The organism is Pseudomonas sp. LBUM1645 (assembly GCF_059716185.1).
Genome location: NZ_CP166811.1, coordinates 4,020,367 through 4,045,902, shown reverse-complemented (window position 1 = coordinate 4,045,902; position 25,536 = coordinate 4,020,367). Strand labels below are relative to the sequence as shown.

22 protein-coding genes and 1 pseudogene are annotated in these 25,536 nt (G+C 59.3%); 15 read left to right on the top strand and 8 right to left on the bottom strand.

Translation table 11 applies throughout. From position 1 onward, the window contains the following. The first annotated feature begins 72 nt into the window (after nt 1-72). Entirely contained in the window at nt 73-288 is a 216-nt protein-coding gene (locus tag ACA079_RS18090) for a TOBE domain-containing protein (RefSeq protein ID WP_008145745.1), read from the top strand. Between the two features lie 35 nt (nt 289-323). On the opposite strand, the gene ACA079_RS18085 is transcribed toward ACA079_RS18090, so the two are convergent. Next, nucleotides 324-1,193, bottom strand: a complete 870-nt coding sequence (locus ACA079_RS18085; RefSeq protein WP_046046884.1) for a LysR substrate-binding domain-containing protein — start codon at nt 1,191-1,193, stop codon at nt 324-326. Nucleotides 1,194-1,445: 252 nt separating this feature from the next. Between ACA079_RS18085 and ACA079_RS18080 the strand changes: the two genes are divergently transcribed. The 10 genes from ACA079_RS18080 (at nt 1,446) to metC (ending at nt 12,207) form a co-directional block, all read left to right on the top strand. Next, a complete protein-coding gene (locus ACA079_RS18080; protein WP_497700328.1) occupies nt 1,446-2,288 on the top strand; it encodes a transporter substrate-binding domain-containing protein in 843 nt (280 codons plus the stop codon). 71 nt (nt 2,289-2,359) lie between these two features. Continuing rightward, a complete protein-coding gene (locus ACA079_RS18075; RefSeq protein WP_497700327.1) occupies nt 2,360-3,202 on the top strand; it encodes a transporter substrate-binding domain-containing protein in 843 nt (280 codons plus the stop codon). After that, the gene (locus ACA079_RS18070) at nt 3,199-4,623 is read left to right on the top strand and encodes an FAD-binding oxidoreductase (protein ID WP_497700326.1); all 1,425 of its coding nucleotides are present in this window, start codon (nt 3,199-3,201) and stop codon (nt 4,621-4,623) included. The genes ACA079_RS18075 and ACA079_RS18070 overlap by 4 nt, the downstream gene beginning before the upstream one ends. After that, a complete protein-coding gene (locus tag ACA079_RS18065) occupies nt 4,620-5,831 on the top strand; it encodes an aminotransferase class I/II-fold pyridoxal phosphate-dependent enzyme (RefSeq protein ID WP_497700325.1) in 1,212 nt (403 codons plus the stop codon). The genes ACA079_RS18070 and ACA079_RS18065 overlap by 4 nt, the downstream gene beginning before the upstream one ends. After that, nucleotides 5,828-6,562, top strand: coding sequence for an amino acid ABC transporter permease (locus ACA079_RS18060; RefSeq protein WP_497700324.1), 735 nt, complete (start codon nt 5,828-5,830; stop codon nt 6,560-6,562). Before ACA079_RS18065 ends, ACA079_RS18060 begins: the two co-directional genes overlap by 4 nt. After that, entirely contained in the window at nt 6,552-7,340 is a 789-nt protein-coding gene (locus tag ACA079_RS18055; RefSeq protein ID WP_497700323.1) for an amino acid ABC transporter permease, read from the top strand. The genes ACA079_RS18060 and ACA079_RS18055 overlap by 11 nt, the downstream gene beginning before the upstream one ends. After that, nucleotides 7,327-8,163, top strand: a complete 837-nt coding sequence (locus ACA079_RS18050) for an amino acid ABC transporter ATP-binding protein (RefSeq protein ID WP_497700322.1) — start codon at nt 7,327-7,329, stop codon at nt 8,161-8,163. The genes ACA079_RS18055 and ACA079_RS18050 overlap by 14 nt, the downstream gene beginning before the upstream one ends. Before the next feature lie 17 nt (nt 8,164-8,180). Next, a complete protein-coding gene (locus ACA079_RS18045) occupies nt 8,181-8,777 on the top strand; it encodes a cysteine dioxygenase family protein (RefSeq protein ID WP_497700321.1) in 597 nt (198 codons plus the stop codon). Further along, a complete protein-coding gene (locus tag ACA079_RS18040) occupies nt 8,774-9,430 on the top strand; it encodes a glutathione binding-like protein (RefSeq protein ID WP_497700320.1) in 657 nt (218 codons plus the stop codon). Before ACA079_RS18045 ends, ACA079_RS18040 begins: the two co-directional genes overlap by 4 nt. 23 nt (nt 9,431-9,453) lie before the next feature. Beyond that, nucleotides 9,454-12,207 (top strand): cystathionine beta-lyase, encoded by a 2,754-nt coding sequence (gene metC / locus ACA079_RS18035; RefSeq protein ID WP_497700319.1) that lies wholly within the window; start codon nt 9,454-9,456, stop codon nt 12,205-12,207. A gap of 327 nt (nt 12,208-12,534) precedes the next feature. Here metC and cuyB read toward each other — a convergent pair whose 3' ends face one another. Both cuyB and ACA079_RS18025 read right to left on the bottom strand, forming a co-directional pair. Continuing rightward, nucleotides 12,535-14,016: a cysteate racemase gene (gene cuyB, locus ACA079_RS18030; protein ID WP_497700318.1), complete on the bottom strand. Its 1,482-nt coding sequence runs from the start codon at nt 14,014-14,016 to the stop codon at nt 12,535-12,537. A 10-nt stretch (nt 14,017-14,026) separates the two neighbouring features. Beyond that, nucleotides 14,027-15,316, bottom strand: coding sequence for a dicarboxylate/amino acid:cation symporter (locus ACA079_RS18025; protein WP_497700317.1), 1,290 nt, complete (start codon nt 15,314-15,316; stop codon nt 14,027-14,029). A 229-nt stretch (nt 15,317-15,545) separates the two neighbouring features. On the opposite strand from ACA079_RS18025, the gene ACA079_RS18020 reads away from it, so the two are divergent. Next, entirely contained in the window at nt 15,546-16,475 is a 930-nt protein-coding gene (locus tag ACA079_RS18020) for a LysR substrate-binding domain-containing protein (RefSeq protein WP_497700316.1), read from the top strand. Nucleotides 16,476-16,514: 39 nt separating this feature from the next. On the opposite strand, the pseudogene ACA079_RS18015 reads toward ACA079_RS18020, so the two are convergent. From ACA079_RS18015 to ACA079_RS18005, 3 genes and pseudogenes are all read right to left on the bottom strand, one after another. Continuing rightward, a pseudogene (locus tag ACA079_RS18015) lies at nt 16,515-16,661 on the bottom strand (winged helix-turn-helix transcriptional regulator); the annotation flags it as partial. A gap of 254 nt (nt 16,662-16,915) precedes the next feature. Further along, complete coding sequence (locus ACA079_RS18010; RefSeq protein WP_497700315.1) at nt 16,916-18,115, bottom strand: MFS transporter; 1,200 nt, start codon at nt 18,113-18,115, stop codon at nt 16,916-16,918. Nucleotides 18,116-18,201: 86 nt separating this feature from the next. After that, a complete protein-coding gene (locus tag ACA079_RS18005) occupies nt 18,202-19,224 on the bottom strand; it encodes an alpha/beta hydrolase (protein WP_497700314.1) in 1,023 nt (340 codons plus the stop codon). Between the two features lie 265 nt (nt 19,225-19,489). On the opposite strand from ACA079_RS18005, the gene ACA079_RS18000 reads away from it, so the two are divergent. Both ACA079_RS18000 and ACA079_RS17995 read left to right on the top strand, forming a co-directional pair. Continuing rightward, on the top strand, nt 19,490-20,425 hold the full coding sequence (locus ACA079_RS18000; RefSeq protein ID WP_497704341.1) for an AraC family transcriptional regulator: 936 nt from the start codon (nt 19,490-19,492) through the stop codon (nt 20,423-20,425). A gap of 204 nt (nt 20,426-20,629) precedes the next feature. Further along, complete coding sequence (locus tag ACA079_RS17995) at nt 20,630-21,856, top strand: RtcB family protein (protein WP_497700313.1); 1,227 nt, start codon at nt 20,630-20,632, stop codon at nt 21,854-21,856. Between the two features lie 27 nt (nt 21,857-21,883). Here ACA079_RS17995 and ACA079_RS17990 read toward each other — a convergent pair whose 3' ends face one another. Further along, a complete protein-coding gene (locus ACA079_RS17990) occupies nt 21,884-22,597 on the bottom strand; it encodes a cupin domain-containing protein (protein ID WP_497700312.1) in 714 nt (237 codons plus the stop codon). Between the two features lie 40 nt (nt 22,598-22,637). Further along, nucleotides 22,638-23,495, bottom strand: coding sequence for a GNAT family N-acetyltransferase (locus ACA079_RS17985; RefSeq protein WP_497700311.1), 858 nt, complete (start codon nt 23,493-23,495; stop codon nt 22,638-22,640). A gap of 242 nt (nt 23,496-23,737) precedes the next feature. Here ACA079_RS17985 and ACA079_RS17980 point away from each other — a divergent pair, with 242 nt between their 5' ends. Then, entirely contained in the window at nt 23,738-25,210 is a 1,473-nt protein-coding gene (locus ACA079_RS17980; RefSeq protein WP_497700310.1) for an aldehyde dehydrogenase family protein, read from the top strand. The last annotated feature ends 326 nt before the right edge of the window (nt 25,211-25,536 follow it).

The following is a 25,536-nucleotide window of genomic DNA, read 5'->3' as shown; positions in this document are numbered from 1 at the left end:
GATCCGGGAGGTTCATTTTGAAGGCCTGCACATCCGTGCGGATGTATTCGACATCAGACAGGAAGCCTCATCATGACCATCAAAGCGATCAACGTCCGCAACCAGTTCAAGGGTGTCATCAAGGAAATTGTGACAGGCGAAGTGGTCTCCGAAATCGATGTGCAAACCGCCTCCGGCATCGTCACCTCGGTGATTACCACCCGTTCAGTGCGCGATCTTGAATTGAAAGTGGGGAGCGAGGTTATTGCCTTCGTCAAATCCACTGAAGTCTCGATCGCCAAACTCTGAAATGGGCAGGGCTTGAATCCGCGGAGCCGCTCACGTCAGGAAAAGGACAGCCCTTGGCTCGCGCGAATCAAGTCATAAGCCTTTCGGGCAATCAAGTTCGCGGTGTTGGGCCTGATCCACAGGTAGTAGGTCACGTCCGGCAGTCGCGGCAACCCGTCATTTTCACCCAGCACGCGCATGTCTGGACCGAGCATCTCCATGCTTCGGGGGGTGACGCCCAAACCAGCACGTGTCGCCGCCTTGATGCCAATCAGATTCGACGCCAGGTACGCCTGGCGCCAACTGATATTGGCGCGTTCCAGCGCCTCCAGGGCATAGCGCCGATAGATGCTCGGTTCATCCACGAGGATCAGTGGCAACGGTTCGCCGGGGTTGTGAATGTACTGCGCCGAGCAGATCCACCACACCGGCGAAGTGCGTAAGGCGAAGCCTTCCAGGCTCGGGTCCTGGCGGGTGGAAATCACCATGTCGACCTTGCCCCGGTGCAAGTCGTCCATCAGAAACGGGCTGCGCCCGACATCGATTTCCAGACGCAAGCGCGGTGCCGAGCGGGCGATATGGCTGAGGATCGGCGGCAGGATGGTGTCGGCAATGTCGTGGGGCGAACCGATGCGCAACACACCGCTCAAGCTGCTTTCACGCAGTGAGTTCAACGCCTCGTCGTTGAGCGACAACATCTGCCGGGCGTGACGCAGCAACTGCAAGCCGGGTTCGGTGAGTTGCTTCTGCCGTCCGCGCTTTTCGAACAGGCTCACTCCCACTTGTTGTTCCAGGCGTTGCATGTGTTGGGTGACCGACGATTGCGTGCGGGCCAGTTGCGCGCCAGCCTCGGCAAAACTGTGGTGATCTACCACGGCAATGAAGGTGCGCAGTAATTCGAGATCGAGGGTGGGTGAGGTCGGCATGGCCATTTCCGGGGCTGTTTTTATATCAAGGCTGAAAACATAAACATTACGATTATTTATGTGTTTTTAGTAGATTTTTCGTTGGTTGATCTTGAGCGCCAGTAAATGCGGGCTTTATGGAAATACGCCTCCGGTGAGAACACAGGAAGTTATAACGATATTAGATATTTGAATTTCCGTTACTTCAACGCTGTACCTAGGATGCCTCCACAACAGGTCGGGGGACGCCGATCAATCATCAGGGGAAGATCCATGTCGAAAAAGTGCTCAGCCGTTAAACAAATTTTGCCTGTGATGCTGGGCGCCTTGATCTCGCTGGGTGCCAGCACCGGTGCCCGGGCTGATGCAACCCTGGACAAGATCGAACAACGGCATGTGCTGGTGGTCGGCGTATTGCTGTCTGGCGGTCCGTTTGGCGGGATTGATCCAGCGAGCCAAAAGCCGCGCGGTTTGAATGTTGACCTTGCTCAGGAGTTGGGCCGGCAACTGAATGCCGAGGTGGAGCTGGTGCCGGTATTGCCCGCCAACCGCGTGCAGTTTTTGCAGCAGGGCAAAGTCGATTTGCTGATTGCCAACATGGAGTGGACCGCCGAACGCGGCGAGATCCTCGGTTTTGTGCCGACGCCGTTCTACCGCGTTGGCGGAACCGCCGCGGTGCTCAAGGACAGCAAGATCACCCGTTGGGAAGACCTGAAAAACCAACCGGTCTGCACGTCGCAGGGCAGCAGCTACATCAAGCCGCTCACCGAGTTGGGCGCCGAGATCAAGGCCTTCAAGAGTTCTTCGGAATCCCTGCTGGCCCTGCGCGGCAACAACTGCGTCGCGGCGGTGCATGACGCCACGCTGATCAATCCGCTGCTCGCCGGCACCGCCGAATGGCAGGGCTATCGCGCGCTTGCACCGGAACTCAATCCCGCGCCGTCAGTGATCTGGACCCGCCCCGGAGAAAGCGATACCCAGGCCAAGCTCGATCCGATCGTCAAGGAACTGCACCGCAGCGGCTGGTTGATTGAGGCCCAGACCCGCAACCACATCACGCCCGCATCACCCGCTCTGGTGGAACTGCAGAAACAGTTCCAGGCCAACGGCGCCTGACCCCCGGTTCTCCACCTCATCGTTTTCAACAGACCGTCCTTTTGCCGGGCGGTCGTTCAAGGTAGTCGTGTATGAACCGTTATTTTTCCGCTAAAGCCCTGTGCTTCGCCTGGTGCGCTGCTTTGGGTGCGAACCTGGCCCAGGCCGATGCCACGCTGGACAAGATCGAGCAACGCCACGCCATCAGCGTCGGGGTGATTCTCAGTGGTCCGCCATTCGGCACCATCGATCCGAAGACCGGCGAACACTTGGGCTACAACGTTGAACTGGCCAAGGGCATCGCCAAGGCATTGGGCGTCGAAGCGAAGACCGTTTCGGTGCTGGCGCCCAACCGCGTGCAGTTCCTGCAACAGGGCAAGGTCGACATCCTGATCGCCAATATGCAGTTCACCGAAGAGCGCGGCGAGATTCTCGATTACGTGCCCACGCCTTATGAAGAAGTGGGCGGCGCCGCGTTGATTCGCAAAGGCGCTGGCGTGACTCAATGGGCCGATCTCAAGGGCAAACCGGTGTGCGTGTCCCAGGGCAGCAACTTCATCAAGCCGTTGCAGGAAACCTACGGCGCCGAGATCAAGGCCTTCCGCAGCCAATCCGAATCATTGTTGTCGCTACGCGGCAATGGTTGCGTGGCGGCGGTGCATGTCAGCCCGACCATGCACGCGCTGTTGAGCGATGCCGAGTGGGCTGAATATGAAATCCCGCTGCCGGGTGATTTGATCCCGTCGAACTCGGTGATCTGGCTGCGCAAAGGCGAACACGATACCCAGGCAAAACTGGATGCCATCGTGCGCGACTGGCACCGCAGCGGCTGGCTGATCGAATTGGGCGAGCGCACCGGTATGACGCCGTCCAAGGCATTGCGTGATCTGCATGAGCAGTACCGCAATTCGCCACCGCTGGCGTCGCAACCATGAGTTCGTCGTTGTTTGTTGCGTTGCAGCAACTGCTCGGCCCCAGCCATGTGCAGAGCAGCGAAGAGGCCGTGTCCTACCTGACCGACAAACAGGGCCGTTACGTCGGGCAAGTCGTTGCCGCCGTGCACCCGGCGAACACCGAAGAAGTCGCGGCCGTGGTTCGCGCGTGCGTGGCCAGTGATACGCCGGTGGTGGTGCAGGGCGGCAACACCGGGTTGATGGGCGGCGCGACCCCGGATGCCAGCGGCCGAGCGGTGTTGCTGTTGCTTGATCGGCTGAATCGTGTGCGGACGGTGGACACCGACAACGACACCCTGACCGTCGAAGCGGGCTGCATTCTGCAAACCGTCCAGGACGTTGCCCGTGACGCCGGCCGGCTGTTTCCCCTGAGTCTGGGCGCCGAAGGCAGTTGCACCATCGGTGGCAATCTGGGCACCAATGCCGGCGGCACCGCGGTGCTGCGTTATGGCAATACCCGCGAGCTGACCCTGGGTCTGGAAGTGGTCACCGCCGAAGGTGAAATCTGGAATGGCCTACGTGGGTTACGCAAGGACAACACCGGTTACGACTTGCGTGACCTGTATATCGGCAGCGAAGGCACACTCGGCATCATCACCGCCGCGACCCTCAAACTCTTCCCGCTGCCCAAGGCTCAGGCGACGGCACTCTTGGCCTTCGACTCCCTGGACCAAGCGGTGCAATTGCTGTCCCATGCCCGCGCCGGATTCGGTGCCAGTCTCACCGCGTTCGAACTGCTCAGTGCCGACTGCCTCGCGCTGCTGCGCGAGCAATTTCCGCAAGGTCCGCAACCTTTTCTTGGCGCTGAACAGCCTTGGTTTGCGCTATTGGAGCTGTCCGACAACCACAGCGAAAGTTATGCCCGACAAGCCTTTGAAGAAGTGCTGGGGGAGGCCTTCGAGCGCGAGTTGCTGGCCGATGCGTTGATCGCCGAAAGCCTGGCCCAAAGCGAAGCCCTGTGGCTGTTGCGGGAGAACATGAGCGAGGCGCAGAAGCGCGCCGGTCGCAACATGAAGCACGACATTTCTGTTCCGATTTCCCAGGTCGTGGCGTTTGTCGCCCAGACCGATGCGTTGTTGCAGGCGCATTTCCCCGGTGTCCGCCATTTCACGTTCGGCCATTTGGGCGACGGCAACCTGCACTACAACGTTGCTCATCCTCTGGATTCGACGGTCGAGGCGCACATGGCTCACTACGCTGCGCTCAGCCTGCTGGTTCATGACAGCGCCCACGCCCATGGTGGTTCGATCAGCGCGGAACACGGCATCGGTCAGCGCAAACGGGAGATGCTGGCGCGCTACAAAAGTCCGGTAGAGCTCGACCTGATGCGCCGCATCAAGCAGGCGCTGGACCCGAAAAACCTGCTCAATCCGGGCAAGGTATTGGAGGTGATTCAGTCATGAGTCTTCGCCTGTCCAAACGCGTGCAGCGCGTCTCGCTGTCGGCCAATGCCGCCGCCAAATCCCAGGCCACCGCATTGCGTGATGCCGGTCGCGACATTCTCGACCTGACCACCGGCGAGCCGGATTTCGACACCCCCGAACACATCAAACAGGCCGCTTATGCCGCCATCGCCGCCGGTGCCACCAAGTACACACCGACGCCGGGCGTAAAAGCCCTGCGTATCGCGGTGCAACGCAAACTCCAGCAAGAAAACCAACTGGACTATCTGCTGGAATCGATCGTGATTGCCAACGGGGCGAAGCAAATCATCTTCAATGCCTTCGCCGCGACCCTCGACGACGGCGATGAAGTGCTGGTGCCGACACCGTACTGGCCGAGCTTCCCGGACAGCGTGCGCTTCAATGGCGGCGAGCCGGTGTTTATCGAGTGCGCGCTGGCGCAGGGCTGCAAGCTCACCGCAGAACAGCTGGAGCAACACATCGGCGAGCGGACTCGCTGGCTGATCCTCAACGGCCCCGGCAACCCCAGCGGCGCGGTGTACAGCGCGGCCGAATTGCAAGCCCTGGCCGAGGTGCTGCGTCGCCATCCGCAGGTGCTGATTCTGCTGGATGAACTCTATGAACATATTCGCTTTGACGGTCAGCCCGCGCAGAGCCTGCTCAACGTCGCGCCGGACTTGCAACCGCGCTGCCTGCTGGTGGGCGGTGTGTCCAAGACGTACGCCATGACCGGCTGGCGTATCGGTTTCGGTGCCGGGCCGCAAGTGCTGACCAACGCCATGGCGGTCGTGCAGTCGCAATCCACGTCGGGGGCCTCTTCGGTAGGACAGGCTGCTGCGTTGGCGGCCTTCGAGGGTGGTCTGGATTTCTTGCCGGAACAGGTGGCGGCTTATCAGCAACGTCGGGATTTACTGGTGAGCGCCTTGCGTCACGTGGACGGTCTTGAAGTGCTCGAACCTCAAGGCGGCTTCTTCGTGTTTGTCCGCTGCGCCGGGTTGCTGGGGCGATATCGTCCGGACGGTGTATGCCTTCACAGCGACGCCGATGTCGTGGCGTATTTACTGGAGGAGGGCGTGGCCGGTGTGGCGGGAAGCGCTTACGGCTTGTCGCCGTGGTTTCGCCTGTCCATCGCCACGGCGACCGACAGCGTTGCGAAAGCCGGGCGTCGCATCGCTCACGCCTGCGCGCAATTGCGGGGCGAACCATGAGTCATTGGCTGGAGCTTTTCGTCCAGTGGACTGCCGGGTTTGGCCTGAACTACGGTTTTTTGCTGGACGCCTACCAGCGCGGAACCCTGGAGCAGGGCGCGTTGACCACAGTGCTGCTTTGCTTGTTCACCATTGTCGGCAGTCTGCTGGCAGGTGTCGGACTGGCTGCGATGCTGACCTCTGGAAAACCCTGGCTGGCAAAACCGGCACGCATATTTGTTGAGGTCACCCGCAACACGCCGACGCTGGTGCAGCTGTATTGCGCCTTCCTGGTGCTGAACATGCTGCTGACTCAGGCCGTCGGCGCGGCCAACCCGCTGACGCCGTTTGCCTGGGTGGTGATCGTGATCTCGTTGCACAAGGGCGCGTTCCATGCCGAAGCGTTGCGCGCCGGCATCGAGGCGGTGCCGACCGTGACGCTGGAAGCGGCCAGTTCTCTGGCGTTCAGCAGCCGTCAGTTGCTGTGGAATGTGCAACTGCCATTGGCCCTGCGCTTTGCCTTGCCGTCGCTGATCAACAACCTGATCGACCTGGTGAAAATGACCGCCGTGGCCTCGGCCATTGCCGTGGGGGACATCACCTACGCGGCGATCATGATCTGGACCCAAAGCGACAACGTGCTGGAGCTGATGATTCTGATCCTGAGCTTTTTCGGGCTGCTGAGTTTTATCGTCAATTGCGTGGGGCGCTACCTTGAAGCGCGCCTGAGGATGCCCGGCTATGGCCATTGAATCGTCCGTCAGCGCACCGGTGGCCTGGCCTCGGCGGCATGTCGGCAAGTTGCTGTTGTTGGTTTGCGTCGTACTGTGGCTGGTGTATGTCGCCCCGCACAGCCCGGTGTTCAAGGCCTTGCTGCAATGGTCGCCGGCGCTGGCCGTGGGCTTTGGCCAGAACATTCTGATCAGTCTCGTCGCCATCGGCCTGGGGTCGTTGCTGGGGCTGTTGGTCGGCGCGTTGGCGCTATCCCCGCTTCGACTACTGCGCTTGCCGGCACGGATCTGGGTGCAGATTTTCCGCAATGCGCCGTGGCTGGTACTGATCTATTTCACCACCTACGTGTTCCCGTTCGAGATCCACATCGGCACTGCCTATATCTCGTTCCCGGATTGGGTCAAGGTCACCCTCGGCCTGGCCTTGCCGGCGAGTGCCAACGTCGCGGAAATCTTCCGTGGCGCCATTGCGTCGATCCCCAGCACCCAGTGGGAAGCCGCACGTTCCCTGGCATTCACTCGCGGGCAGATTTTCCGTTCGATCATCCTGCCGCAGTGCTTCAAACGCATGTTGCCGCCGTGGATGAACCTGTATGCGGTGATCACCATGGGCACCGCGCTGGCGTCCCTGGTGGGCGTGCATGACGTGATCGACACCGCGCAAATCGCCAGCAACACCGTGAACATGACCGGCTTCACCGTGGTGATTTACCTGAGCCTGCTGGTGCTGTTCTTTGCCTATTGCTACCCGATTTCCCGACTCACCCAACGCCTGGAGCGACGTTATGCCTTCTACTGAAACCGTCGCCGAGCCCCTGGTCAGCCTGCGCGACCTGCACCTGTCGTTTGGCACTAACCCGGTGCTCAAAGGCATCGACCTCGACGTGCATCGCGGCCAGGCCGTGTCGATCATCGGCCCGTCCGGCTCCGGCAAATCGACCATCCTGCGCTGCATCACCGGGCTGTTGCAGCCCCAACACGGCAGCATCCGTGTTGGCACGACCGAGGTTCACACCCTGGCCCAGGAAGCTCAGCGCATCGAGTTGCGCAAGCGCGTGGGTTTTGTGTTCCAGCAATACAACCTGTTCCCGCATTTGTCGGTGCTGGAGAACCTGGTGATTGCCCCGCGCAAGGTGCTGGGGCGCAACCGGATCGACGCCGAGAAAGACGCCCGCGCCTTGTTGGCCAAGGTGCGTATGGAACACAAGGCCGATGCCTATCCGGGCCAGCTCTCGGGCGGTCAGCAACAACGGGTGGCGATTGCCCGCGCCCTGGCGATGCGTCCGGAACTGATTCTGTTTGATGAGGTGACCTCGGCCCTCGATCCGGAAACCGTCGGCGAGGTACTGACGGTGATTCGCGAGCTGACCGAAGAAGGCATGACCTGCGTGCTGGTCACCCACGAAATGCGTTTTGCCGAAGAAATCAGCGACATCGTCTACTTCACCGAGAACGGCGTGATCGTCGAGCACGGCAGCGCCGCGCAGATCTTTCAGCACCCCACCAGCGAGCGCACTCAGGAGTTTTTGCGTCACGCCCTGGGTGATCCGGGCCGCCGGCCGCCCATTGCCAATGATCCGTATCTGTTGACCAACCTGAGTCGCTACAGCCTGTCCGTCTAATACCGAGGAGCCTGTTTATGAGTACCGTTAACCGTGCCGACGTCATCGAGGATTTCCTGAAGAAAATCCGCGTCATCCATCAACGCGGCGTCGACCGCGCCGCGCTGGTGGAAATTGTTTCCTTGCTTGAAGTCCTGGCTGAGCGCCGCGATCTGTTCAATTTCGACGAGTTCCCCGCGCCGGTGCCGGGGCAGGGCAGCACCGCGTTCCGCTACCGTCTCAATGACGACGGCGACACGCCGACGCTGTACCTGAACTCGCTGTTGCCGGGCAAAAGTACGATTCCGCATAACCATGAAACCTGGGCGATCATCAGCGCGGTCGAAGGCCAGGAAATCAACTACGTCTATCGTCGCGATGACGAAGGCCGCGAGCCCGGTTTCACCACCTTGCACCTGGAAAAGGAAGTGATCGTGCAACCCGGCACCTCCATCTCGTTTCTCGGTGAAGACCTGCATGGCATTCGTGTCGAAGGCGAGCAGGCGACCCTGCATTTTCACCTGTACGGATTGCCGCTGGAGTCCCTCAACGGCCGTTACGGCGTCGAGGCCGACGGACGCATTCTCAATTACAACGCCTCGCAAATGGCGCCGTCGATCAAGGCCTACGCATGATCGATCTGTATTACTGGCCGACTGGCAATGGCTTGAAGATCGGCATCCTGCTTGAAGAGCTGGAACTTGAGTACCGCCTGCTGCCAGTCAACATCCGTGAAGGCGAGCAGAAGCAGGCAGCGTTCCAGCGCATCAGCGCCAATGGACGGATTCCGGCGATTGTCGACCATGCGCCGCAGGGCTTGAGCGAGCCGCTGAGCCTGTTCGAGTCCGGCGCCATCCTCAATTACCTGGCCGACAAGGCCGGGCGTTTCCTGCCAGCGGCCGGCAGTGCTGAGCGGCAGAACGTTCAGGAGTGGCTGTTCTGGCAGGTGGGGCATATCACCCCGTACCTGAGCCAGTTGCAGCTGTTCAAGGAGAAGGCTCCGGAACCGATTGCGTTCGCTCTGGACCTGCTCAATGCCGAGGCGACGCGCCTGTATCGGGTGCTGGAAACGCGCCTGTCTGACGTGCCGTTTGTGGCGGGCGATTACTCCATCGCCGACATGGCGATTTTTCCGTGGATTCAACCGTTGCGACAGGGCCAGGACCTGGCGGACTACCCGCATATCCATGCCTGGCGCGAACGCCTCAAGGCGCGACCGGCCATTCAGCGTGCGTACTCGAAGGGCCGGGAAGTCGCGGCCAATGAGCGCTCTCTGGCGCTTCAATAATTCTTTTTTCAAACGGGACTCCCATGAGCCAGACCGTAACTCCAGGGCAACTGCAGCAGTGGCTGTTCGACGGGCAGGAAATTGCCCTGTTTGACGTGCGCGAGCACGGCCAATATGGCGAAGCCCACCTGTTTTTCGGGGTGAATTTGCCCTATAGCCGTCTGGAGCTGGAGGTCCGGCGTCTGGCACCGAATCCTCAGGTTCGGCTGGTGATCTATGACCAGGACGGCGGGGATGTTGCCACACGGTCTGCTCGACGTTTGCAGTCGCTCGGTTATGCGCGTGTGCACATTCTCGTCGGCGGTGCCGATGGCTGGCAGGCTGCCGGGTTCCAGCTGTTTGCCGGCGTGCATGTGCCCTCAAAGGCCTTTGGTGAGTTGGTTGAAGAGGCCAGCCATACGCCGCATGTCACCGCGCAGCAATTGGCCGAATGGCAACGCCGGGGCGAGCCGCTGGTGGTGCTCGACGGTCGGCCGTTCGATGAGTATCGCAAGATGACCATTCCCGGTTCGGTGTGCTGCCCGAATGGCGAACTGGGTTATCGCGTCCACGATCTGGTGCCGGACGAAAGCACGCCGATCGTGGTCAATTGCGCCGGTCGGACCCGCAGCATTATCGGTGCCCAGACGTTGATCAATCTGGGGTTGAAGAATCCGATCTACGCGCTGGAGAACGGAACCCAGGGCTGGTATCTGGAAGATTTTCAGCTGGAGCACGGCAGCACCCGACGTTATGCCGAGGAGGTGTCGTCTGACCCGTTGCCGGCTCAGCGACTCGCGGCTGCGCAACTGGCGGAACGGGTCGGTGTGAAGACCGTTGAGGCTGCGCAGGTCGAGCAATGGGCCAAGGAGGCCGGTCGCAGCCTGTTTTTGTGCGACGTGCGCACCGCCGAGGAGTTTGCTGCGGGCAGTCTGGCCGGTGCACAACACACACCGGGCGGGCAGTTGATTCAATCCACGGATCTGTATGTCGGTGTGCGTCAGGCGCGGTTGGTGCTGTTCGACAGTGATGGCGTGCGGGCACCGATCATTGCCAGTTGGTTGCGGCAATTGGGGCATGAAGCGTATGTCCTGAAGGGCGGCGTGAGCAGCGGTCTGGCGTTGGCCGTTGTCGAAGTTGCCGATCACGAGGCGTTGCCATCGATCACAGCGCTGGCGTTGGCTGATGCACTGAAGGACGACGCCGTTGCGCTGATTGACCTGCGACCGAGCATGACTTATCGCAAGAGCCACATCGCCGGGTCGCGCTGGTCGATTCGCTCGTTGTTGGCGTCTGAAGTGGCCGGTGAGCAGCGGCCATTGGTGTTAGTCGCCGATGATCCGCGGCTGGCCGCTTTCGCGGCGCTGGAATTGTCCGAAGCACAGCGTCTGTACGTGCGGCTGCTGGACGGCGGACTCGATGCCTGGCGTGCGGCGGGCCTTTCCGTGCAGGAGTCCGCCCATACACCGCCCGATCAGCAGTGCATCGATTTTCTGTTTTTCACTCATGACCGTCATTCCGGTAACAAGGACGCGGCGCGTCAGTACCTGGCCTGGGAAATCGGTTTGCTGGCGCAGATGAGCGACGACGAAATCGCCAGTCTCAAGCCGCTGCGCGTCACGGCGCCCCGCGATGCCCGGGTACGTACGCGCCTGGTCCATTCGGCGCGTACCGAACAGGGTAATGGTGGTCGGGCAGTCAACGTGCCGGTCACGCGGTTGAGCACGGTGCTGTTCGATAACCTGGCGCAAATGCGCGACGCCCGTGCTCGCCGTGATAGCGAGCGGGTCTTGAGCTATGGCGCCCGAGGCAATCCGACGGCCTTCGCCCTGGAAGATCTGGTGACGGAGCTGGAGGGCGGTTACCGCACGCGCTTGTTCGGCACCGGGCTGGCGGCGGTAGCGCAGACTTTCCTCGCCTATCTGCGGCCCGGCGATCACGTGTTGATCACCGATGCGGTCTACGCGCCCGTGCGACGTCTGGCCCGGGAGTTTCTTCAGCCGTTCGGCATTCAGGTCAGCTACTTCGCGCCTGATGGCAGTGGCCTGCAAGCACAGCTGCAAGCCAACACCAAAATGGTCTACACCGAAGTGCCGGGCTCCTTGCTGTATGAACTCTGCGACTTGCCGGCCATCGCCGCCCTGTGCAAACCGCGAGGCATTCTCCTGGCCGTCGATAACACCTGGGGCTCGGGTTACCTGTACCGACCGCTGACCCTCGGCGCGGACATCTCGATCATGGCGTTGACCAAGTACCTCTGTGGCCACAGCGACGTGGTCATGGGCAGCGTCTGCACCCGACAAGACGTCTGGCAGCCGCTGGCGTCCATGGGCGACACCTTTGGCGCCACCGTCAGCCCCGACGACGCCTATCTGGTACTGCGCGGCGCGCGAACCCTGGCGCCGCGACTGGAAGTGCACGAGCGCCAGGCCCTGGAAATCGCCCATTGGCTGCAAGCGCAACCGCAGGTGAAGCGGGTGTTCCATCCGGCATTGCCCGAACATCCCGGTCACGCCCTGTGGCAGCGAGACTTCAATGGCAGCAACGGTTTGTTGTCCTTCGAACTGCGTGATGCAGACCCGACCTACGTCGAACGCTTTATTGATTCGCTGCAGTTGTTTGGGCTCGGCGCTTCCTGGGGCGGCTACGAAAGCCTGATCACCGTCGCCGAGACCACGGATCGCGACAGCGCTGCGGATCGTTCTTTGAATCCGGTGTTGCGGTTGCATATCGGGCTTGAGGATGTCGAGGCGTTGATTGAGGATTTGCAACGCGGGTTTGCGGCTATGGATAACTAGGTTCCACTGCCAACAGCTGAAAGGATGCCTATTCCACAAAAAACGCCGCTCAATGAGCTAACGCTGTTCACTTAAGAAATTTCAGCCGCGACGCATTCTTTGTAGCAGCTGGCGAAGCCTGCGTTCGGCTGCGAAGCAGTCGTAAAATCAGCATTTGCGGTGCGTCAGGTACACCACGGCGGCCGGACTCACGACTGCTGCGCAGCCGAACGCAGGCTTCGCCAGCTGCTACAGATCGCATTACGGCTTAAGTGAACAGCATTACGCTCACTGAGCGGCGTTTCTGTTATCGGTGCTGACAGGAGAAAAGTGTCGGCGGCTGTTTTTCTACGGTGTACTGAGCGCCACTCGGGCAAGCTCAATGCACTTCAATGCCAAAATGGTTGTCGGGTCGACCAATGCGACCTCATGATTTTTAATCATGTAGGATTCGCTATGCTCAAGCACCAGAGGTAGCTCCGTACATCCCAGGATGAGCACATCAGCGCCCAATTCACATAAGTGCTCTGCGGCGGTCAGGAGCTGGTCTTTGCATATGCCCTCTGTGAAACCTGCTTTGATTCCGTGATCTCCGTAAATTGACTGCATAACCAACGCTTGGTAATCCACGCCTGGGGCAATTATTTGAAGGCCTGCTCGGCGAGCAGCCTCGTGATAAACCTGACTTTTGATTGTGCCGGATGTCGCTAGCAGCCCGACGGTTTTGCCGGCACCGTACCGCTGCACGATAGCCTCTACCGTTTCAGTCAGCATATTCACGATAGGTACTCGCAGGTGCGCCTGGATGCGCTCAACAAAGGCGTGAGCTGTGTTGCACGGAATCGCAATGGCATTGGCACCGGCGCTTTCCAGTCGCTTGCAAGTTGCATACATCGCCATCGTCGGATCAGTTTCGTCGTACAGCAGGTTGGCTGTGCGATCAGGGATCTGGGGGTTCTGTTCCACCACCATTTTGATGTGTTCCTGATCGCGACCTGCCGGGGTGTGCGCCACAACCTTACCCATGAAGTCGACCGTTGCCGCTGGCCCGACTCCACCGACGATCCCGAGCTTGAAAGGCGGACGGGCCGACTGGCCTTTCTCCAAGGTGGCGAAAGCGGCATAAATCTCGTTGATATCCAGGACAGTCAAGCCACGCCGTTGAAGATCACCGCAGACCAACGAGAGCTCAGTCATGCCAGGCAGGATGATTGCGGCCCCCTGATCCTGAAGCGACAGGCAGGCCTGATAAACACATTCGAGTGGTACCCCGTCAAGGAATCCATCTTTGATGCCGTTAACCCCGTACATGGCGTCCATCAACCCGGATTGCTCGTTATCGTTTGGATAAACGAGCTTGAAGTCATTGCCAAAATAGCGTTCAAACAACCCGGAGTGCCGAATATAATCGGACGCAATGATGCCCAAGGTACTGCCGTGTTCAGCGACATGATCCGCGTGCTTGCGTAACGCCGCCATCATATCCAAGACGGGTATCCCGATTTCCTCCTGGATCTCCTCCCGAAAGGTGTGACTGGCAAAACAAGGCAGTAAGACTGCATTGACTTCGCTTGCCTCGAACGTCTGGCAAACCTGAAATACGTAGAACTTTCTGGAGGTCATGCTGGCACCCTGATCCAGAGGCATTAGCACGTCCTTGAACGGGTGTTGTTCAAACAGAAAGTGATAGCGACCTTGATCCTCCAAAACAGCTCTGGACTTCACCAATTTGTAAAAAAGGTCGCCGCCGGCCAGTGAGCCTAGCCCGCCGACAATACCCAGTTTGCGAGCAAACGATGACCCGCTGGACGGCTTCGATTTACCTTTCATGGTTCGGTTCTCAGGCGGTGGCTACAGTGTGATTTGGGAGAGGAGATTCAGCACCGGGCGCGTCTTCTGCTTCTTCATGCGGTTCTGATTTGGCAACTACAGCCGTCGCTATGCTGTTGCCAACCACGTTGGTGGCAGTCCTGGCCATATCAAGGAATTGGTCAATGCCAAGGATCAGCAAAATGCCAGCTTCGGGAAGATTGAACATGGGTAACGTAGCCGCCACCACGACCACCGATGCTCGGGCTACACCCGCCATTCCTTTGCTGGTGATCATCAGCGTCAGCAAGATGAGCAGTTGCTGTGTGAAGCTCAAGTCGACGTTGTAGGCCTGAGCAATGAACATGACGGCGAACGCTTGATACATCATCGAACCATCAAGATTGAATGAGTACCCCAACGGAAGGACGAAGCTGGATACGCGCTTGGGCGCACCAAATTTCTCCAGTGCCTTCATGGTTTTCGGGTAAGCGGATTCGCTGCTGGCAGTAGAAAATGCGAGGAGGATGGGTTCGCGAATGAGCTTGCCCAAGGTAAACACTGAGCGACCGAGGAACAGATAGCCGGCACCGAACAACACGCACCACAGAATCACAATGCCCAAGTAGAACTCGGCAATCAGTTTTCCGTAATCGACTATCAAGCCAAGCCCTTGCGTGGTAATAGCCGATGCAATGGCTGCGAAAACCCCAATGGGCGCGAAGGCCATGACGAAGTCCGTGACCTTGAACATCACCTTGGCCAGCTCTTCGATGCTATCGACAATCCTTGTGTGACCAGCTCGCTTCACACCCGCCAAGGCAAACCCGAAGAACAACGAGAACACCACGATTTGCAGGATTTCGTTGTTGGCCATTGCTTCAGCAATGCTGCGAGGGAACACGTGACTGATGAACACCTTGAGGCTGAAATCCCCGGTGTTGACCACCACGGGACTTGCCGCATGCTGGACAACCTCCATGTTCAGTCCCGCACCGGGTTGGAACAGGTTGACCAGGCCCATGCCGATTGCCAGCGAGATCACCGAAGCGGTTACGAACCAGGCCATGGCTCTTAGGCCAATCCGGCCAACGGAGCGGGAGTTACCCATACTCGCGATGCCGCCGACCAAGGTCGCGAATACCAGAGGCGCGATGATCATCTTGATCATGCGTAAAAAGATGTCGGTGACCATCGAGAAGTAAGAGGCGATCTCTTTGGCGCTTTGTTCGCTCCCTGCGAAATGGTGACACGCCCAACCGACAAGCACGCCTGAGGCGATGCCAATTGCGATCCGACGCGGAAGTTTATTTTTCTTCACGGAGCTTTCCTCAAGTGGTTTTTTTGCTTTTGTTACTTGGCAGGAGACAAGTGTCATTGGGTCGAAGCTCTCTGGCGTCGCTTCAACGTTTACGATTCTAGGGTCGGGTTTGAATCGTCGTGATGAGTAATCCCGATAGCGTCATGCGCTTTTGGAATAGTTTTCGAAACTGCTGCTTTGTCCTGACTGAGGCGCAGTACACTGCGAATTCGGAGCGTGAGGTGCCGGTATGCAAATCAAATGGTTGGATGATCTTTTAGCGATTTCCGAGTGGAAAAACTTTTCTCGTGCTGCGGAAGTACGGTGCGTGACCCAGTCAGCACTGTCGCGTCGCATACGGTCACTTGAGGAATGGGTCGGAGCAGAGTTGGTAGATCGCGGAACTTATCCCGTTCAGCTCACGCCTGCGGGGCGAAGTTTTTGTGAAGAGGGCCGCGAAGCATTGTCGGGGTTATTGAGACTGCGTTCAGCCCTGCGAGAGGTTGAGCGAATGCCCGGGCGATCCATCCAGGTCACTGCTGGCCACAGCCTTTCAATGACGTTTCTGCCGAAATGGCTAACCCAATTTCAGCAGCACAATGAGCAGTTCAACGCCCGAGTCGTTGCAGCGAACATTCATGACGCCGTTATAGCTTTGGAGGAGGGGAGTTGCGATCTGATGATCGTCTACCACCATCCCTTGGCACCCATTCTTCTAGACCCGGAAAAATTCGGCTGCCTGACGTTGGGACATGACGCTTTTATTCCGTTATGTGCCCCTGACAACAACGGGCAACCCCTGTATCGCTTGCCCGGCACCTCAGCCAAAGCAGTACCTCACCTCGCCTATACAGCCACAACTTTTTTAGGTCGCGTAGCAGACATAGTCATCAAAAATGGGCCAAGTGTGAGTGTGCTGGAGCGGTGCTATGAGGCAGACATGGCGATGCTTTTGATGCGAATGGCGATAGAGGGATATGGCGTGGCATGGTTGCCACAAAGCGCCGTCATTGACGAGCTTCAGCGAGGTCAGTTGGTAAAAGCGGGTGGTGATGAATGGAGTACGCGACTGGAAATACGCTCCTACTGCTCCATCACCAATGAGAATCCAACGATGCGCAGCCTATGGAAAACCCTCGAAGGGGCTTCCCGTGATCTCCATGGCAAAATAGCCAATTGATCGAAGCTTCAAGGCTCGAAAAGTATCCCTATTTACTGCTTAAGTGCTTTTGGGTTTGCGACCGCGCGAGCCTGGCTTCACCGGCACGCTCTTTCCATACTCGCTCCACCATAACGCGAGTGCTTCCATCGTCGGCCCTAGCGCTCGGGCCTTTGCCGTCATCTCATACTCGACGCGCGGGGGCATCGCAGACACTTGGGGTACTGCGGCCGATGTGCCCGCGCCCACTAACGTACTTGGCCGTTATGGATCGCCCGAAGAGGACATTGCGCCGGTCGTGCTATTCCTCGCCAGCAAGGATGCACAATTTCTGACGGGATACAGCCTGACGCCAGACGTGGCCAAATCATCGACAGCGCACGCTGACTGACACGTCCAATTTCCGAGCGCATGCTCAACCGAAACCACAAGACATGCCTTGGCGTGTCTTGCGGTTATTTTCAAGCGATGTTCGCCAATGCAGGAGACTCCCGCTTTGCTACGCGTGCTGCCAGGAATGCAAGAACGGCTGCCACGCCAAACAAGGCTGCGCTCAACTCGAAGGTCGCTCGATAGCCGCTCAAGTCAAAGACCAGCCCGCCAATGGTTGCGCCAGACGCAATGGCCAGTTGGATGATCGCCACCATTAAGCCGCCTCCCGCGTCAGCAGCGTCTGGTAACGTTCTTGCCAGCCATGTCCACCATCCTACGGGCGCAGCAGTCGCAACCAGTCCCCAGAGGCCAAGCAAGACAGTCGTGGTGGCCACCGAGCTACCGAATGAAACCAACGTCAGTGCAATCACCGCCATCAAGATCGGGATGACGACGAGGGTTCGATGCAGGCCATTTTTCAAGAACGCTTCAATCAGGAAGGTTCCCGCGAGGCCCGCAAGACCCAGGACAAGCAACATCAGCGACAGCATGGAAACACTTACGTGCGTGACCGTTTCAAGGAACGGGCGCAGATAGGTAAACAGCATGAACTGGCCCATGAAAAAGACACTGACTGCCACCATGCCTAACGCGACCGGTGTGCTTTTCATCAACCTGAAGACATTTTCAGTGCCTTTACCGCTTTGCGACTTCATCGCTGGAAGGCTAAACAAAAGCCAGACAGAGGCGACTACCGCGACCGGAATGACGCACAAGAATGCACCGCGCCAGCCGATCAAGGCACCGAGAAAACTGCCCAACGGCGCTGCAATCACTGTCGCCAAAGCGTTGCCGCCGTTGACGATTGCCATGGAGCGAGTGATCTGGTCATCAGGCACCAAGCGCATGGCGGTTGCCGCCGACAATGACCAGAACCCACCTATCGCAACACCGATCAGCGCGCGGCCGATCATGAACACCCAGTAGTTCGGCGCGAACGCGACCACTGTTCCGGAAAGGATCATCAACAGTGTCAGTGAAAGGAGCAGCGGCTTACGCTCAACCCGTGTAGCCACCGATGCGATCAGAAGACTGGTGAACAAGGCAAACAGCCCCGAGACGGAGATTCCCTGGCCGGCTTGCCCCTCGGTGATATGCAGATCTGCGGCAATCGGTGTCAGCAGGCTGACGGGCATGAACTCCGAGGCCACGAGCACGAAGGCGGCGAGCGACATGGCGAATACGGCGCCCCATGATTTATGAGGCACTGGGAGGAGGTGATCAGTCATTGTTTGAATCCTGTATTGCGCGAAGCGTCGCAGCCCCGGGAGCGAGGCTACGAGAGAACCGGTGCCCGGCTAGGGCACCGATCAGGCTACTTCAGGTTGCTTTTGAAGAACGTGGTCAACCTGGCGAATGGAATGAGGTTGACCCGGTCGTAAAGATCTACGTGTCCGGCATCTGGAATGATGAGCAGCTCTTTAGGCTCGGCGGCTCGCTTGTAGGCCTCCTCACTGAACTCGCGTGAGTGTGCCTGGGCACCGGAAATAAACAGCAGTGGGCGCGGGGAAATGCTCTCGATGTCATTGAACGGATAGAAGTTCATGAACTTCACGTTACTGGTCAGCGTCGGCATGGTGGTTGTTTGCGCCGATGCGCCGGCCGGAGTGACTTCCCCTCGCGGCGTGCGGTAGAAGTCGTAGAACTCGTCACCCACGGCGTTGCCGGTCAGCTTGAGTGGTGAGCCGCTGGTATAGCGGGTCTGCCCACCCTGGAACTCCACATCGCGCTGATGCGCCGCTTCGCGAATGATCTGCTGGCGTTGTTCAGCCGTTACGCCGTGCTTGAGGCCATTACGATTGGCCGCCCCCATGTCGTACATGCTGACGGTGGCGATGGCCTTCAGACGCGGATCGATCTTGGCCGCACTGATAGCGAAGCTGCCACTGCCGCAGATGCCGAGGACGCCGATTCGCTCACGGTCGACAATCGGTCGAGTGCCGAGAAAATCGACGGCAGCACTGAAGTCTTCCGCGTAGATATCTGGCGAGACTGCATGGCGAGGCGTGCCCTCGCTTTCGCCCCAGAAGGACAAGTCCAGCGACAATGTGACAAATCCTTGTTCGGCCATTTTGGTGGCATACAAGTTTGCGCTCTGCTCCTTCACCGCCCCCATGGGATGGCCGACGATGATGGCCGCGTTCCTGGATTTGGGGTCGAGGTCTTTCGGGGTGAACAGGTTGCCCGCCACCTTCATGCCGTATTGATTCTTGAAGGTGACCTTTTCTACGGTCACCTTGTCGCTTTTGTAGAAGTTGTCCGCACCGTTTGACATATCGGCTCCCATTGAAGAAAACGAGGTAACGAGAAGCCCCAGGGCAAGCAAAATTCCTTTCACTGGATATTCCTTTCGATTGAATAGTTGTCGGCTGGAGTTTTTTGCCCCGGCGTTTAGTCAGCCAGGTCGGGAGGGTTGATCAGGAAGCGATATGACGTCATGGGCAATTCCTCAATGGGTTTGTCGGATGAACATTCTCCCGTGCTGCCCAAACTCCCTGTAGTGCATTGCGCTGGATTACTTGCCTGATTCTATGAGTCTCTGTTTTTTTGCAGGACGGTCGTGTGCTGGCGAGATACAGTTCAGCGAGAGGTACGAGATGAACATGACGACCCAACACGCAACCGCCACATCGCCCCAGGAAGCGCTCGCCCAAGTCATTGGCATGCAGGTTTCCAGACCAGGGGATTTCGGAACGCCCATTGCGGGCCTCGGCTTCTTCAGGCGCGAACATCCATCGCCGCCCGTCGTCTGCATGGTCGAGCCAAGCATCATCATTGTCGCCCGGGGGGAGAAGCAGCTCTGGGTGGGGGGCGAGGGTTACCCGTATGACACGTCGCGTTTTCTGATCACCTCATTGGACTTGCCTGCCAATTCAGAAGTGCTGGCAGCAAGCCCGGAACAGCCATGCCTGGGGCTGACTTTGAAACTCGATCTGCGCATGCTGGCAGAGCTGATAGCGCAAAGCGATCTGCCGCCAATCCGTGATCGTTCAGTTGCGAAGGGGGTAGGAATTGGTTCAGTGACCCCTGCGATGCTGGCGTCATTCGGACGCTTATTGGCACTGCTCGATGAGCCGGAGTCCATCCCCGTTCTCGCCCCCTTGATCCAGCGCGAGATTCACTACCGTCTCTTGCAGAGTGATCAGGCGAGCCGGCTTCGACAAATAACTTCTGTCGATGGCCAAGGTTATCGGATCGCCAAAGCCATCGATTGGTTGAAGTTGAATTACACCTCGGCGCTTCGCGTCGAGGAGCTTGCGGCCCGAGTGCAGATGAGCACTCCGACCTTTCACCACCACTTCCGCCAACTCACCACAATGAGCCCGTTGCAATACCAGAAATGGCTGCGACTGAACGAGGCAAGGCGTTTGATGCTCAATGAACATCAGGACGTATCCAGTGCGGCTTACAAGGTCGGATATGAAAGTCCGTCCCAGTTCAGCCGCGAATACAGCCGTCTGTATGGCGTACCCCCCAAGCGGGATATTGCGGTGTTGCGTGGCAACGCAAATGGCACTGCAACGCGAAAGCAGTCATGAGAAATCAATGGGGGCACCGTGACAGATTCACATTCATGGAATGCAATATCGCGGTGATTGGACGCTTCCGCCGATGACAATCGATTGCCAGCAGGCGGGAACACGGTGAGTAAAAAATTTGTCCTCTTTTCTCCGCGAAGTAGGAAAATCAAAGCGGCGCCAGAACAACGCCGAACAATCGGCCAATCGAAAAGAATCGAAGTCATGCAAGCACCTACCTACCAACTGCTGGAAGTCGCCAACGGTAATCCGATCAAGCTCTGGACCGAAGGCGTCCCGGTAGAAAACGAAGCCAGACAGCAATTGATGAACACCGCCAGGATGCCGTTCATCTTCAAGCATCTGGCGGTGATGCCTGATGTACACCTGGGCAAGGGCTCGACCATCGGCAGCGTGATTCCCACGGTCGGCGCAATCATTCCGGCCGCTGTTGGGGTGGATATCGGTTGCGGCATGATCGCAGCCTGCACGTCGCTGACCGCCAGCGATTTGCCGGACAACCTGCATGGCTTGCGTTGCGCGATCGAGAAAGCGGTGCCTCATGGCCGCACCATTGGGCGCGGCGTTCGGGACAAGGGCGCCTGGGACAGCGTTCCGCATCAGGCGGACCGGGCCTGGGCGGCACTGGACTCGCGGTTCAAGGCGATCACCGGCAAGTACCCGAAACTCGCCAACACCAATAACCGTGGGCACTTGGGCACGCTGGGCAGCGGGAACCACTTCATCGAGGTGTGCCTGGATGAAACCGACCGGGTCTGGTTCATGCTGCACAGCGGTTCCCGTGGCGTCGGCAACGCTATCGGCAACCTGTTCATTCAAATGGCGCAGGCGGATATGCGTCAGCACCTCGCCAATCTGCCGGACCGTGACCTGGCTTACTTTAAAGAGGGCAGCCGGCACTTCGATGACTACGTCGAAGCGGTCGGCTGGGCCCAGGACTTCGCCAGGCAGAACCGTGCATTGATGATGCAAGCGGTGATTCAGGCGACCCGAAAAGTAATCAGCAAGCCCTTCGAGGCTACGCTGGAAGCGGTGAACTGCCATCACAACTACGTGCAGAAAGAGCGGCATTTTGGTCAGGATATTCTGGTCACCCGCAAAGGCGCGGTGTCGGCCAAGAAGGGCGAGTTGGGGATCATTCCGGGATCGATGGGGGCAAAAAGCTTCATCGTCCGCGGGCTGGGTAACGAGGATTCCTTCTGCTCCTGTAGCCACGGCGCCGGCCGAACCATGAGTCGTACCAAGGCGAAAAGCCTGTTCACCGTCGAAGATCAGATCCGTGCCACCGCCCACGTGGAGTGCCGCAAGGATGCTGCCGTCATCGATGAAATTCCGATGGCCTACAAGGATATCGACGACGTCATGCACGCCCAGCGCGAGCTGGTGGAAGTGCTGCACACCTTGCGTCAGGTGGTGTGCGTAAAAGGATAGGAAAAATGGGCACGGGTATGCCTTCCACTACCTCACCGCATAGAACTTGCGCACATACCGCGTACTTTTCCACGCGCACCGTGCACCTAGCGGCACAAACACGCTGTCGCCGGTGTTGACCTCCACGCTCGTTCCATCAGGCGCAAGCAGGGTGACACTGCCTTCGATCAGGTTCATCAGCTCATGGAGTTTGTGGGGCCGGCCGTGACGCTCATACGGTGTCGAATCCCAAACGCCGACGCGCAGCTGGGTGGCGTCGTCTTCGAAGGCATTGTGTGACCGGCACTGCGGCGTCGGCCCGATCAAAATCTGCGGTTCCGGTGCGGCCGAAGGCGAGAGCATGTCCAGCGGGTCGAGCGCGGTCAGGCCGGGTGTCGGGCTAGCGGTAGGGCTGGTGACGGCACAAAAGGCCCAGCATGTATCAGCTTGGGCCTGGAGTCGCAGCGCTGTACCTCGACCGATCACGGCGCTGGCGCCGACACCCAGTTCCAGCGTCTGCGCTTCGGATTGCAGCACGACGTGGCCGGCGTGGACCACGATCACTTCGGTGTGCGGAAAGTCATCGCTATCGAACGTTCCGCTGATGTGCACGATGCCCGCTGACACACCATCCGGGCCGGTGTAGGCCACCTGGCGACCGTCCTTGAACGGATCGAAAGCACCCAAAGACGCTGCTGTAAAAGACGTGGTAACGCGGCTGCCGTCGGCGCGAGCCAACAGCAGAACGGTAGGTTCAGACATACGGGTGACGCTCCATAAAAAAGACTGTGAGGGACAGCGATCAGCCAATGGCTTGAGTCACCACAGCGAACTGCTGGACCCCATTGGCTGTTTGCGGTGGCGCGCCCTTGGCCATTTGCGCCACGGTATCGACCGGCTTCAAACCCGCCGACTCCAGCCATTCGGCCAGGCCGCTGTCGGCCGGAATGTCGATGCGCACGAAGGCGTCCGGTACTTGTGCCAGCAACACCGCGATCAGGTGTTTGGCCTGTTTGAGGTTTTCGGCGACGACCGGGCCAATGCAACGACCACGGCCGAAGGGGCGTAGCAAGGCGAAGGCGCGTAACTGGCCATCGCGTTCGATCCCCACCGAATGCTCGACCACCTCGAACAGATCGGCGAGTACCGCTTTGCGATCCAGCCCGCTGCCGGCGTTGGCCAACGCCAGCACGCGAGCCTGATCCGCCGCGTTCAATGCACGGCACTGTTCGCCGTCTGCCAGTGCTGCGGGTGCAGGTGCATTGGCGTTGCCCTGATGCTGCTGAATCCGACCGAATTCGACAAAGCCCTGGCTGGCGTAAAGCGGTGCGCCGGCCAGTGTGGCGTTGAGCATCGGGGTGCGTGACTGGCAGGCATCCAGTGCCTGTTCCATGAGCTTGCGGCCGATGCCCTTGCCTTGATAGTCAGCACTGACGATCACCAGGCCAATGGTGGTGAAGCCACCCTGGGGGCAGGCGAATGCCGTGCCGATCAGACGCTCGCCATCGAGCACCACAAAGCCGTCGCTGACCCGTTGCAGCATCGCCCAGTCGTCCAGGCGATGGGGCCACTTCAACTCCACGGACAACGCGTGGGCCGAGGGCAGGTCGGCGGCCGTCATCGGCCGATAGACATAAGCAGGTTGTTGCAAGGCGGACATGGCGAGTCTCCGTTGGACAGTGTGCGCAAGCGACCGGATTTCCAGCGCGATGGTGCCTGTATCCCATCTGCGTGAGGGCCTGACAAGGGGGGCTGAAGCATTCGGCAGATTCCGCAAGCCCGAGGCCGGCAGACCACACTTACTACTTAAATGCACCGCAAGGTCGGCAGCAAATGCCAGGGCTTTTTTTCTACGATGGAGACCTGAGTTCACGACGCATCGTCCCTTATTTGGAGTGCTCCATGGATAGCTTCGATCCCCGCCTTATCGCTGTGCGCAGCGCTCACTTCATTGCTGGAAAGTACCGCGATGCGCAACCCGGGCTTGAGGTGGTGCGACCTTCTGACGGCCAGGTCTATGCCCAGTTGCCAATCGCTGATGCGGACCTGGTGGATGAAGCGGTCACTGATGCCTGGCAGGCATTCAACCGCAGTGACTGGGCCAGCCGTCCACCGCGGGAGCGGGCGCGGGTGATGCGCCGCTGGGCCGATCTGATCGAGGCGGACGCCGCCATCCTGGCACCGCTGGAAGCCGTGGGCTCGACGCGTCCTCATAAAGATGTGATCGCCTGGGATATCCCTTATGTCGCCGAAGGCATTCGCTTCTTCGCCGAACTGGCGGACAAGCATGGCGGTCACGTGGCGGCGACCCAGACCGATCGACTGGGCATGCAGATCGCCGAGCCCTACGGCGTCATTGCCGCCATCGCACCGTGGAATTTCCCCTTGAGCATGGCCTCCTGGAAAGTCGCCCCGGCGTTGGCAGCCGGTAATGCCGTGGTGCTCAAACCTTCGGAGCTGACGCCGTTCTCCAGCCTGCGCTTTGCCGAACTGGCATTGCAGGCAGGCATTCCTGCGGGGATCTTCAACGTCATCCAAGGCGATGGCCGCATCACGGGCGATGCCTTGTGCCGCCATCCACGCGTGGCCAAGGTGACGTTCACCGGGTCGACGGCGACCGGGTCGAGCATCATGTCGACCTGCGCGTTGGTGGGGCCGAAACCGGTGACGCTGGAGTTGGGCGGCAAGAGCCCGCAATTGGTATTCGCCGACGTGCCGGACATCGCCAAAACTGCGCGCACTGTGGCGCTGGCCATCACCGGCAACGCCGGGCAGGTGTGCGTGTCCGGTTCGCGGTTGTTGATCCAGCGCTCGATCATGGAGCCGTTTATCGCGCATTTGCAGACGTATTTCGAGGAGCTGCGCCCGGGGCCGACCTGGTCAACCGAGAGCACGTTGTCGCCGATCATTTCCCGACTGCAAGCCAGCCGCATCGACGGCATTGTCCAGCGCTCGCGTCAGGCCGGCGCTGAAGTGCTGACCGGCGGCGGAGTGTTTGAAGGTCTGGGCGGGGCTTATTACCAACCGACCTTGTTGGCGGGTCTGGACAATGACAACCCGGCCATCTGCGAAGAAATCTTCGGCCCGGTGCTGACGGTGCAGGCATTCGATGATGAAGAGCAGGCGCTGAGCCTGGCCGCGCACGCCACTTACGGCTTGGCGGCGGGCGTACACACCGCCGATATCAATCGCGCCCTGCGTCTGGTCCGGCGGCTGGAGGCGGGGACCGTTTGGGTCAACCGTTACGGACGTAGTAACGACTACATCCTGCCGACCGGCGGCTACAAACGCTCCGGCATCGGCAAGGACCTGGGGCGCGAAGCGTTCGAAGCCAATCTACGCTTCAAGAGTGTGCTGATCGATATCGTCCAGTAACACCCAATCCCTGTGGGAGCGAGCTTGCTCGCGATGAGGCCAGTCCACTCAACATCGATGTCGCCTGCCAGGCCGCTATCGCGAGCAAGCTCGCTCCCACAGGTTCTCACCAGCCTCCAGATCTTCAACATGTCAAACGGGCGCTTCCGCAAGGAAGCGCCCGTTTTCGTTCAGCCCGGCGCAGGTTCTGCGGCAGATCGGTGCGTGATCGGCCCTTGCAGGGCGATAAAGGCCCATAAGAGCGCACAAATACGGGGTTTGCCCAAGGCTTGTGCGCGCCGCAAAGTCTGCTGAGGGTGGGCGCTAAAACGGTGGTTTGTATCGAG